Here is a 10,452-nt window from a genome sequence, read left to right as displayed (position 1 = left end):
CTCGATGAACGCCATGGTCCGCTACACCGTGCTGCGGCTGATGATCTTCCTCGGGTGCCTGCTGGCGCTCTGGCTCGTGGGGCTGCGGGGTCCGGAGAACTCGGTGCTGCTCGTCGTCCTGGCGGCCGTGCTGTCGCTGGGCATCTCGTTCTTCGCGCTGCGGCGCTTCCGCGAGGACTACTCGGCCGCGCTCGCCCAGCGCCTCGAGGAGCGGGCGGCGCTGCGCACCGCGCGGGGGAGCACCGACGGCAGCGACGAGCAGGCCGAGGACGCCGAGACGGGCGCGGGGGCCGGTGCCGCGCGGGTCACGCGCCCCGAGGACGACGACTTCCGCTGACGCGCCGGGGCCGGCGCCGTGCGGGTCACGCGCGCCCCGAGGACGACGACTTCCGTTGACCGGCCGGGGCTCTCCCGGAACTCCCCCACCCCACCGCGAAGCGTCCCGGCGCCGCGGGAGCTCCTGCGTGCCGTGGGCGCTGGGCCGTGGGCCGCGTCGTCGCCGGCAGTCATGGGTGTGGTGCCCACGACGTCCAGGTGCTCCGGTATCTGGGCCACGCGAACCTTCTCCTGGCCCATTCCTCGGAGCACATGGACATATGCCTTGGTATCCGGGCCACGCGAACCTCCTCCTGGCCCATTCCTCGGAGCACATGGACATGCGCCCCGGTATCTGGGCCACGCGAACCTCCCCCTGGCCCATTCCTCGGAGCACATGGACATGCGCCCCGGTATCTGGGCCACGCGAACCTCCCCCTGGCCCATTCCTCGGAGCACATGGACATGTGCCCCGGTATCTGGGCCAGGGGCCGTGATGGGGTCGGGACGGGGAGCACCTGGTCACGTGCTCCGGGTGGTGAGACGTGCCGGCGGGTCGGGCGCGTGGCCCGGTATCCGGAGCACATGGACGTCGTGGTGCGCACACGGCTCTCCGCCGACCCGGAGGTCCGGATGCGCGCCTCCCGGCTGCTGCTCGTGCGTGAGGCCCAGGGGTCGCGGCACCGCAACCCGCTCAGCCGAGCGCGACGCCCACGGACACGCCGGCGAGCACCAGCACCGCCCAGACCAGCTCGTACGCCCCCGTCGAGGCCAGCACCGGGATGAGCCCCGGCCCGGTCGTCCCGCCCCGGACCACCGACACCCCGCGCCACGCGAGCGGCAGGGCCAGCAGCGCCACCAGCACCCACGGCTGCCAGAGCGCCATCACCGCGAGCGCCGGCACCGAGGTCGCCATCAGCCCCACGTACAGCGCGCGCGTCCGGGCATCGCCCAGCCGCACCGCGAGCGTGCGCTTCCCGTGCTCGGTGTCGGTCGGGATGTCGCGCAGGTTGTTGGCGACGAGGATCGCCGAGGCGATCGACCCCACCCCCACCGCACCGGCCAGCCCGAACCACGACACCGACCCGGCCTGCGTGTACTCGGTGCCCAGCGTGGCGAGCAGCCCGAAGAAGACGAAGACGTACACCTCGCCGAGGCCCCGGTACCCGTACGGGTTGTCGCCGCCGGTGTAGCGCCACGCGGCCAGCACGGCGAGCGCGCCCAGCGGGAGCATCACCCACGTCTGGGCGAGGGCCACGAGCGCCAGCCCCAGCACGCCCGCCGCACCGAAGGACAGGAATGCCGCCAGCCGCACGTTCCGCGGGTCGGCGAGCCGCTGCCCGACGAGCCGGACCGGCCCGGCCCGCACCTCGTCGGTGCCGCGGATGCCGTCGGAGTAGTCGTTCGCGTAGTTGACGCCCACCTGGAGGGCCAGCGCCACGAGCAGCGCGAGCAGTGCGCGGCCACCGTCGGCGCCGTCGACCCGCAGCGCCGCGGCCATGCCGAGGGCGACGGGGGCGACGGCGGCGGGCAGGGTGCGCGGGCGGGCGCCCGCCACCCACTGGGCGAGAGTGGCCATCGAGCGCTCAGAGTCCCTTGAGGAAGTCGGGGTCGTCGTCCGGGCCGCGCGGCGGCCGCGACGGGCCGGAGCCGCGCTGGTCCCGCGAGCGGCGGTGGTCGTCCCAGCGCTCCTGCTGCGTGCGGGACCGCGCGCCGCGCTCCGGGCGGCCGGCGACCAGCCAGGCCACCGGTCCGACGATCGGGAAGAGCAGGACCAGCAGGACCCAGGCGATCTTGGGCAGGTTGCGGATGCTCGACTCGTCGCTCTGGAGGCAGTCGATCAGGCAGTAGACCGTCAGCGCGAGGCTGAGGACGTAGGGCAGGTACCGCAACACGCCCTCATCCTCCCACGTCGAACAAGGCGGCCACGGCGGCCCGGTCCGGCTTGCCCGGCCCGCGCTGCGGCACCGCGCCCGTGGCCGTGACCCGCCGGGGCAGCGCGTGGTCCGGCACGTGACCGCGAAGGTGCTCGCGCACCTCGACCACCGACAACGGCCGCGCCCCCGCCGCCGGCACGACGAGCAGGCTCACCGCCTGGCCCCACTCGGCGTCGGGGGTCCCCACGACGACCGCTTCGACGACCCCCGGCACGTGCTCGACTGCGGCCTCCTCGACCGGTCGCGGCGCCACCTTCATCCCGCCCGTGACGACGACGTCGTCGAGTCGCCCCTCCACGTGCAGCCGGCCGTCCTCGTCGAGCCGCCCGGCGTCGTCCGTGCGGAACCAGCGCGAGCCGTCGGGGTCGACGGCGAAGGCCCGGAAGGTCAGGTCGGGCCGCCCGAGGTACCCGTGCGCCAGCGTCGCACCCCCGAGATGGACGCGGCCCTCGTCGTCGACGCGGACCTCCGCGCCGGAGAGGGACCTTCCGTCGTAGACGCACCCGCCGCAGGTCTCGCTCATGCCGTACGTGGTCACGACGCGCACCCCCGATGCCTCGGCCCGCCGGCGCAGTGACGGGGGCGTCGCCGCACCCCCGACGAGCACCCCGTGCAGCGAGGCGAGCGCCGCGGTGCCCACCGGGTCGTCGAGCAGGCGGACCAGCTGGGTCGGGACGACGGACGTGTAGTGCCGGTGCCGTGGGTCCATCCGATGCACACCCGCCGCGAAAGCGCTGGGGGAGAAGCCGTCCGAGAGGTCGACCGACACCGGCTCGGTACCGGCGTCGAGGCCGCGCAGGAGCACCTGGAGGCCCGCCACGTGTCCTGCCGGCAGGGTGAGGAGCCACTGCCCCGGACCGCCGAGCCGCTCGTGCGTGGCGTGGGCGCTCGCGGCGAGCGCACCGGCCCCGAGCATCGCGAGCTTGGGGACGCCGGTGGAGCCGGACGTGCCGACGACGACGGCCAGGTCGTCGGGCAGGGCCGCGGCGGCGTGCGGGGGCAACGCCGGGGCCGGGCCGCCGGCGACGAACGGGGCGACGGCGCCGCCGCCCTCCAGGGCGCGGCGCAGGCGCGGGAGCACCGTCGCCGCACCGTCTCCGGGCGGTACCGCCAGCGGCTCGAGCTCCATCCCGCCACTCTAGGGACGCCGGCTCCCGGCCCCGGCAGCGGCCGGGCTGGTCAGCCGGGGCGATCGGCGGGAGCATGGAGGCGACCCCAGGAGGTGGCCCGTGGACGAGGCGCTCGCGTCGCACCTGGAGCAGGTGCGCGCCCAACGGGCCGAGCTGGGGGACTCGATGGCCGCCCTCGACGCCGCGCTCGCGCTGCCCGTCGGGCTCGGACCCACGTGGCGCCGCCGGGTCCGGGCCGCCCTCACCGAGCTGGCCCACGACCTGCGCGACCACGTCGCGCTCACCGAGGCGCCGGGCGGCCTCTACGCCGACCTGCGCGCCCACGCCCCGCGCCTCTCGCGCGACGTCGAGGCCCAGCTCGCCGACCACGTGGCCTTCCTCGAGGAGGTCGACCGGCTGCTCGACGAGCGCGACGACGGGCTCACCGGGGCGGACGCCGTGCGCGCACACCGCGAGGCGGCGACCGCCCTCATCGGGCGGGTCGTGCGGCACCGCCAGCGTGGCTCGGACCTCGTGTTCGAGGCCTACGAGGTCGACCTCGGCGGTTCCGGCTAGGGCTGGACAGCCGGCACGAAGTCGAAGGTGTTGCCGAGCAGCCACACGAGCAGCAGCACCACCGGCAGGTGGATCACGAACTGCAGGAACGTGAACCCGACGAGGTCGCGCGCCCGCAGCTTGAGGACGGCCAGCAGCGGCAGCATGAAGAACGGGTTGACGAGGTTGGGCAGCGCCTCGGCCATGTTGTAGATCTGCACGGTCCAGCCGAGGTTCATCTGCACGTCCGTCGCGGCCTGCATCACGTACGGCGCCTCGACGAGCCACTTGCCACCCCCGGAGGGCACGAGGATACCGAGCACCGCGGTGTAGATCGCGAGCGCGACGGCGAACCCGCCGCCGCCACCGAACGAGGTGAAGATCGAGGACAGGTGGTCCGAGAGCGTCTCGCCGCCGCGGCCCTCGGCCTTGGTGAGGACCGCGGCCATCGCGGCGTAGAGCGGGAACTGCACGAGGATGCCCGCCGTCGCCGGCACCGCCTTCTGCACGGCGTTGAGGAAGCGGCGGGGCGTGCCGTGGAGCACGAGCCCGAGGACGAGGAAGACGAGCAGGTAGCCGTTGAGGCTGCTGAGGACGGCGACCGCCGACTTCTCCAGCAGCTGCCCGACGAGCCAGCCGAGCGTGATGACCCCGAGCAGGATCGGCAGGACCCGCGAGTACTCGAGCCACTCACCCGGCCGCTCACGCACCGGCGGCTCGTCCGGCAGGTCCTCGGTGTCGATGCCCATGTCCTCGGCGGTGCGCACCGACGCCCCGCGCGGGCAGGACGCGTAGGAGATGACGGTGGTGAGGACGATGAGGACGAGCGCGGAGACCATCGACTGCCAGGTGAAGATCGTCGTCCCGAAGTCGAGGACGCCGGTGATGTCGAGGAGCGGCGCGGGCAGCGAGGCCGGTGTGGCCTGGAGCTGGGCGGCCGACGAGGAGAGGCCGAGCGCCCACACCGCGCCGAGGCCCATGAACGCGGCGGCACCGAGCGCGCGGTAGTCGACGCGCAGGTCCTCACGGCGCGCGACGGCTCGGGCGAGCAGCCCGCCGAAGATCAGCGACAGACCCCAGTTGAGCAGCGAGACGCTCATCGACAGCAGTGCGACGAAGGCCACCGCACGACGCGGGTCGTTCGGCACGTGCGCGAGCGCCTCGATGAGCCGGGCGACGGGCGGCGCGGTCGCCACGACGTACCCGGTCAGGACGACCATCGCCATCTGCAGGGTGAAGGCGGTCAGGTCCCAGAACCCCGTGCCGAAGGTCTCGGCGACCGCCGCCGGCGTCGAGCCGTTGGCCAGCGCCGCGACCGAGACGATGACGACGCCGAGGGCGGCGAAGACCCACGCGTCCGGGAACCACTTCTCGGTGAAGGCGGCGAAGGTCTGGGCGACGCGGGCCAGCCCGCGCTCCTCGGTGTCCGGTGCGGTGGTCGTCGACATGGCAGGCAACCCTGCCAGAGGAGGAGGGCTCAGAAGTACCAGGGGAACGGCGACCAGTCGGGGTCGCGCTTCTCGAGGAACTGGTCGCGACCCTCGACGGCCTCGTCGGTCATGTAGGCGAGCCGGGTTGCCTCGCCGGCGAAGACCTGCTGGCCCATCAGCCCGTCGTCGAGGAGGTTGAAGGCGAACTTGAGCATCCGCTGCGCCTGCGGGCTCTTGCCCATCACCTCGCGCGCCAGCCGCAGCGACTCGACCTCGAGCTCGGCGTGGTCGGCGACGATGTTGACGGCACCCATCCGGTGCATGTCCTCGGCGGAGTAGGTGCGCCCGAGGAAGAAGATCTCGCGGGCGAACTTCTGCCCCACCATCTTCGCGAGGTAGGCGCTGCCGTAGCCGCCGTCGAACGAGCCGACGTCGGCGTCGGTCTGCTTGAACGCCGCGTGCTCGCGCGAGGCGACCGTGAGGTCGCAGACGACGTGCAGGCTGTGCCCACCGCCGGCCGCCCACCCGCCGACGACGGCGACGACGACCTTGGGCATCGTGCGGATGAGCCGCTGCACCTCGAGGATGTGCAGCCGCCCGCCCTCGGCCTTGACGCGGCGCTCGTCGACGGTGTCGGCGGTCGTGCCGTCGGCGTACTGGTACCCGGAGCGGCCGCGGATGCGCTGGTCCCCGCCGGTGCAGAAGGCCCACTTGCCGGCGGCGCCGTTGCCCTGCGGGCCGGGGCCGTTGCCGGTGAGGAGGACGACACCGACGTCCGGCGTGCGCCGGGCGTGGTCGAGGACGCGGTAGAGCTCGTCGACGGTGTGCGGCCGGAAGGCGTTCATCACCTCGGGGCGGTCGAAGGCGACCCGCACGCAGCCGACGTCGACGGCCCGGTGGTACGTGACGTCGGTGAGGTCCTCGAAGCCGGGCACCTCCTGCCACGCGGCCGGGTCGAAGGTCTCGCTGACGCCGTCGATCGCACTCACGCGCGCAAGGCTATCCGTGGGCGGCCTGTGGAAAACCCGGCGGCCGGGAGCGGAGGCCCTGACAGGGTCGGGTCATCGGGTCGCGCCCGGCCGCAGGTGCCGGAGCAAGGAGGTGGTCGCGGTGGTCGACGGGTGGCAGGGGTCGCGCGGAGGACGACGCTGGGAGGAGGACCTCGACGGCGTCCTGCGCCCGGACCGGTGGCGGAACGACGAGCCCACGGGGTCCTGGGGTGAGCCGTGGGGTGGGTACTCCCGGGGAGAGAGCCGGGTGTCGGACGTCGACCTCCTGAGCACCCGGCGCGACGAGGTCACGACGATCGTCCTCATCGGCGACCGCGTGGTCGATGTCCTCCGTACGCCGGTGCACGCGAGCGAGTACGCCTGTGCCGCGCTCGAGCTCGAGGACCGCAGGCCGCCACCGCCACCGCCCGTACCTCCCGGCCACGAGCTGCAGCTCGCCTGGCTGGCCACGGCCGTCGGGGGCGCCGACGCCCTGTCGTCGCTCACCGGCACACCGCTCCCCGACGAGGAGGAGCTGCGGCTCGACGGCGTCGAGGGGCACCGGCGCGAGAGAGCAGAGGGGATCGAGCGCCGGCTGGCCGGGCCCGCCCTCGAGATGCTCGGTGCCGAGGGCCTGACCGCGACGCGCCGTCTCCTCGCGCGGCTGGTGCGCGACGACCCGTACGCCCTCCTCCGCGGCGACCGCGACGACACCACCGCCGCCGCGCTCGTCTGGGCGGTGGCACGCGGCAACGACCTCGCGGGGGCCGGCCGCCCGCTGCGGTCCCGGGACGTGCAGGAGGTGTTCGGCCTGCGGTCCGCCCCGAGCAGCCGCGCCACATCGCTCGCGCACGCCGTCGGTGGTGGGCCGGCGGGCTTCTCCGGGAGCGGCTACTACGGGTCGCAGAGCCCGGACGTCGTCCCCCTCGGCGACCCGGCCCTGCTGCTCGGGGTGTTCCGGCGACGGGTCATCGGCATGCGCGACCGCGCGCTGGTGCTGCGGGAGCGCACCGGGGGTCCGGACATGCGGTGACGCCGAAAGCCCCGATGGGCCGCCGGGTGCGGAAGGGTGGGGCCGCATGTCGACGACGACCTCGCCGCCCCAGCAGTCCGAGTCCGGTTCCCCGCCACGGTGGAGGCTGATCGGGCCCGGCCTGGTCGTCGCCGCCACCGGTGTCGGTGCCATCGACCTCGTGGCCACCCTCATCGCCGGCCAGAAGTACGGGTACGCCCTGCTGTGGGCCGTCGTCGTCGGCTGCCTCATGAAGATCGTCCTCGTGGAGGGCGCCGGTCGGTGGACGCTCGCCACGGGCAAGACCATCTACGAGGGCTGGTCCAGCCTGGGCCGCTGGACGCTCTTCTACTTCGGGCCGTACATCGTCGTCTGGGGCTTCGTCTACGGCGCCGCGGCGATGGCCGGCACGGGCCTCCCGCTGCACTCGCTCTTCCCGGCGCTCCCGGTGCCGGTGTGGGGCGTGCTGTCCGGGCTCATCGGGCTGGTCCTCGTGTGGGCCGGTCGGTATGCGCTCTTCGAGAAGGTCTGTGCCGCACTGGTCGCGCTGATGTTCGTGACGATGGTCGGCGCCGCCGTCCTCACGGTGCCGAACATCCCCGACCTCGTCGTCGGGCTCGTCCCGACCATCCCGGCCGGCTCGATGGTCAACGTCCTCTCCGTGGCCGGCGGCGTCGGCGGCACCATCACGCTCGCCGCGTACGGGTACTGGATCCGCGAGAAGGGCTGGACCACACCGCGGCACATGAAGGTGATGCGCCTCGACAACCGCGTCGCCTACATCGTCACCGGCATCTTCGTCGTCGCCACGCTGATCGTCGGCGCCGAGCTCCTGTACTCCGCGCAGATCGCCGTCCAGACCGGCGACAAGGGGCTGCTCGACCTCGCCGACGTCCTCGACGACCGCTACGGCACCTGGGCCAGCAAGGTCTTCCTCGTCGGCTTCTGGGCCGCCGCGATGTCCTCGCTCGTCGGCGTCTGGAACGGCGTCTCGCTGATGTTCGCCGACTTCGTGGGGCACGTCCGCGGCCTCGCCGACGACCACCCCGACCGCGGCATCGGCGGGCGCTGGTACAAGGCGTACATCCTCTGGCTGACCTTCCCGCCGATCATCCTCATCGCGCTCGGCCAGCCGGTCTGGCTGATCCTCGCCTACGGCATCCTCGGCGCGTTCTTCATGCCGTTCCTCGCCGTCACCCTCCTGTGGATGCTCAACTCCGACCGCGTGCCGGGGGAGTGGCGCAACCGGCTCTGGTCCAACCTCTGGATGGGCCTGTGCGCGCTGGCCTTCGCGGCGCTGGCCGTCAACGAGATCCAGAAGGCACTCGCGAAGCTCTGAGCCGGCCGGGTCTAGCGTGGGGGCGTGAGCCTCCCCGCCGTCGACGAGCTGCTCGCCGGCCTGCACGTCGTCGCGATCCCGATGCGTGTGCCGTTCCGCGGTGTGCGCGTGCGCGAGGCCGCCCTGCTGCACGGCCCCGAGGGCTGGGGCGAGTTCGCGCCGTTCCTCGAGTACGGCCCGGCCCAGGCCTCGCGCTGGCTCGCCGCCGGGGTCGAAGCGGCGTGGGAGAGCTGGCCGGAGACGGTGCGGGGCACCGTGCCCGTCAACGCCACCGTGCCGGCCGTCGGGCCGGGCGAGGTGCCGGGTGTGCTGGCCCGGTTCCCGGGGTGCACCACCGCGAAGGTGAAGGTCGCCGAGCGCGGGCAGCCGTCGTCCGCCGACGTCGACCGGGTCGCGGCCGTCCGCGCGGCGCTCGGCCGCGAGGGGCGCATCCGCGTCGACGCCAACGGTGGGTGGGGTGTCGAGGAGGCCGCGGACGTGCTCGGCCGGCTGGCGCGCTACGACCTCGAGTACGCCGAGCAGCCCTGTGCCACGGTCGAGGAGCTGCGCGACCTGCGGCTGCTGCTCGGCCGCCGGGGGCTCGGTGTGCCGGTCGCCGCCGACGAGTCCATCCGCAAGGCCTCGGACCCCCTGCGCGTGCGCGACCTCGCCGCCGCCGACGTCGTCGTGGTCAAGGTCGCACCCCTCGGTGGTGTGCGGGCGGCGCTGGAGGTGGTGCAGGCCTGCGGGCTGCCGGCGGTCGTCTCCTCCGCCCTCGACACGAGCGTCGGGATGGCCGCCGGCGTCGCCCTCGCCGCCGCCCTCCCGGACCTGCCGTACGCATGCGGTCTCGGCACCGTCGCGCTGCTCGAGGGTGACGTCACGCCGGAACCGCTGGTGCCGCAGGCGGGTTCGCTGCCCGCCGGGCGGGTCGCCGCCGACCCGGACCTGCTCGACCGCTGGGCCGCGCCGCCCGAGCGCACCACCTGGTGGCGCGAGCGGGTCGCCGCAGCGCACGCCCACCTCGACCCCGGAGGTCCCGCATGAACCCGTCCGCACCCCGCTGGGCCTGGATGTTCCTCGACACACCACGTGCCGATGCCGAGCGCTCGTGGGGCTTCTGGTCCGAGGTCACCGGCCAGGACCTCGTCGACCGGCGCGGTGGGCATCGCGAGTTCGCCACGCTCGCACCGCACCACGGCGAGGCGTGGGTCAAGCTGCAGGCGGTGGACGACGGCCCCGGCGGCGTGCACGTCGACCTCGACGTCGAGGACGTCCACGCAGCGGCCGAGCACGCGGAGTCGCTCGGCGCGACGCGCGTCGGGACGATCGGCGAGACCGTGGTCGTCCTCCGGTCACCGGGCGGGTTCGTGCACTGCCTGACGACGTGGGCCGGCGAGTCCGCCCAGGACCGTGAGGGGCTGACGAGCATCCTGGACCAGGTCTGCCTCGACGTGCCGAGACGCCACTGGGACACCGAGAACGCCTACTGGCCGGCGCTCACCGGCTGGCCCCGGCGGGAGGGCCGACTGCCGGAGTTCGCCAACGCCGACGGGGGAGCGCCGCTGCCGATCCGGCTGCTCCTGCAGCGCCTCGGCGAGGAGGACGGCGAGGTCCGCGCGCACGTCGACCTCGCCTGCGCGGACCGGTCCGCCGACACCGAGCGGCACGTGTCCGCCGGAGCGCGCGTGGTGGCGGTCAACGCGTTCTGGACCGTCCTCACCGACCCGGTCGGTCGCGTCTACTGCCTCACCGACCGCAGCCCGCAGCGCCCGGCCTGACCCCGC

General features: G+C 74.0%; 11 protein-coding genes. 6 read left to right on the top strand and 5 right to left on the bottom strand.

All coding sequences use genetic code 11. The features are described from left to right. The first annotated feature begins 4 nt into the window (after positions 1-4). Positions 5-337: a DUF4229 domain-containing protein gene (locus ACQZ2A_RS10655; protein WP_430210573.1), complete on the top strand. Its 333-nt coding sequence runs from the start codon at positions 5-7 to the stop codon at positions 335-337. Positions 338-1,009: 672 nt separating this feature from the next. On the opposite strand, the gene ACQZ2A_RS10650 is transcribed toward ACQZ2A_RS10655, so the two are convergent. The 3 genes from ACQZ2A_RS10650 to menE are packed head-to-tail and all read right to left on the bottom strand — an operon-like array spanning position 1,010 to position 3,381. After that, complete coding sequence (locus ACQZ2A_RS10650) at positions 1,010-1,894, bottom strand: 1,4-dihydroxy-2-naphthoate polyprenyltransferase (RefSeq protein WP_430210572.1); 885 nt, start codon at positions 1,892-1,894, stop codon at positions 1,010-1,012. A 7-nt stretch (positions 1,895-1,901) separates the two neighbouring features. After that, positions 1,902-2,210 (bottom strand): PLD nuclease N-terminal domain-containing protein, encoded by a 309-nt coding sequence (locus tag ACQZ2A_RS10645; protein WP_430210569.1) that lies wholly within the window; start codon positions 2,208-2,210, stop codon positions 1,902-1,904. A gap of 4 nt (positions 2,211-2,214) precedes the next feature. Then, positions 2,215-3,381 carry an o-succinylbenzoate--CoA ligase gene (gene menE / locus ACQZ2A_RS10640; RefSeq protein WP_430210568.1) on the bottom strand — a complete coding sequence of 389 codons (1,167 nt, stop codon included), beginning with the start codon at positions 3,379-3,381 and terminating at the stop codon, positions 2,215-2,217. Positions 3,382-3,481: 100 nt separating this feature from the next. Between menE and ACQZ2A_RS10635 the strand changes: the two genes are divergently transcribed. Next, positions 3,482-3,937: a hypothetical protein gene (locus ACQZ2A_RS10635; protein ID WP_430210565.1), complete on the top strand. Its 456-nt coding sequence runs from the start codon at positions 3,482-3,484 to the stop codon at positions 3,935-3,937. On the opposite strand, the gene ACQZ2A_RS10630 is transcribed toward ACQZ2A_RS10635, so the two are convergent. Both ACQZ2A_RS10630 and ACQZ2A_RS10625 read right to left on the bottom strand, forming a co-directional pair. Continuing rightward, positions 3,934-5,364, bottom strand: a complete 1,431-nt coding sequence (locus ACQZ2A_RS10630; RefSeq protein WP_430210563.1) for a short-chain fatty acid transporter — start codon at positions 5,362-5,364, stop codon at positions 3,934-3,936. The genes ACQZ2A_RS10635 and ACQZ2A_RS10630 overlap by 4 nt on opposite strands. A 29-nt stretch (positions 5,365-5,393) precedes the next feature. Continuing rightward, positions 5,394-6,335 carry a 1,4-dihydroxy-2-naphthoyl-CoA synthase gene (locus ACQZ2A_RS10625; RefSeq protein ID WP_430210560.1) on the bottom strand — a complete coding sequence of 314 codons (942 nt, stop codon included), beginning with the start codon at positions 6,333-6,335 and terminating at the stop codon, positions 5,394-5,396. A 121-nt stretch (positions 6,336-6,456) separates the two neighbouring features. On the opposite strand from ACQZ2A_RS10625, the gene ACQZ2A_RS10620 reads away from it, so the two are divergent. From ACQZ2A_RS10620 to ACQZ2A_RS10605, 4 genes are read left to right on the top strand one after another with little or no spacing between them, the layout of a single operon-like run. Next, the gene (locus ACQZ2A_RS10620) at positions 6,457-7,368 is read left to right on the top strand and encodes a hypothetical protein (RefSeq protein WP_430210558.1); all 912 of its coding nucleotides are present in this window, start codon (positions 6,457-6,459) and stop codon (positions 7,366-7,368) included. A gap of 46 nt (positions 7,369-7,414) precedes the next feature. After that, the gene (locus tag ACQZ2A_RS10615) at positions 7,415-8,686 is read left to right on the top strand and encodes an Nramp family divalent metal transporter (RefSeq protein WP_430210555.1); all 1,272 of its coding nucleotides are present in this window, start codon (positions 7,415-7,417) and stop codon (positions 8,684-8,686) included. A gap of 24 nt (positions 8,687-8,710) precedes the next feature. Then, positions 8,711-9,712, top strand: a complete 1,002-nt coding sequence (locus ACQZ2A_RS10610; RefSeq protein WP_430210553.1) for an o-succinylbenzoate synthase — start codon at positions 8,711-8,713, stop codon at positions 9,710-9,712. Further along, positions 9,709-10,446: a VOC family protein gene (locus ACQZ2A_RS10605; RefSeq protein WP_430210551.1), complete on the top strand. Its 738-nt coding sequence runs from the start codon at positions 9,709-9,711 to the stop codon at positions 10,444-10,446. Before ACQZ2A_RS10610 ends, ACQZ2A_RS10605 begins: the two co-directional genes overlap by 4 nt. The last annotated feature ends 6 nt before the right edge of the window (positions 10,447-10,452 follow it).

The sequence above is a fragment of the Phycicoccus avicenniae genome (assembly GCF_050496545.1).
GTDB classification, from domain to species: Bacteria; Actinomycetota; Actinomycetes; order Actinomycetales; family Dermatophilaceae; genus Phycicoccus; species Phycicoccus avicenniae_A.
The sequence above is the reverse complement of the archived record's forward strand: the minus strand, read 5'-3'. Positions and strand labels throughout refer to the sequence as shown.

What these genes read in the sequence shown, in the direction of transcription:
- ACQZ2A_RS10650 (WP_430210572.1), bottom strand. Translation starts at nt 1,894, where the DNA reads ATGGCCACTCTCGCCCAGTGGGTGGCGGGCGCCCGCCCGCGCACCCTG.
- menE (WP_430210568.1), bottom strand. Translation starts at nt 3,381, where the DNA reads ATGGAGCTCGAGCCGCTGGCGGTACCGCCCGGAGACGGTGCGGCGACG.
- ACQZ2A_RS10605 (WP_430210551.1), top strand. Translation starts at nt 9,709, where the DNA reads ATGAACCCGTCCGCACCCCGCTGGGCCTGGATGTTCCTCGACACACCA.
- ACQZ2A_RS10655 (WP_430210573.1), top strand. Translation starts at nt 5, where the DNA reads ATGAACGCCATGGTCCGCTACACCGTGCTGCGGCTGATGATCTTCCTC.
- ACQZ2A_RS10615 (WP_430210555.1), top strand. Translation starts at nt 7,415, where the DNA reads ATGTCGACGACGACCTCGCCGCCCCAGCAGTCCGAGTCCGGTTCCCCG.
- ACQZ2A_RS10630 (WP_430210563.1), bottom strand. Translation starts at nt 5,364, where the DNA reads ATGTCGACGACCACCGCACCGGACACCGAGGAGCGCGGGCTGGCCCGC.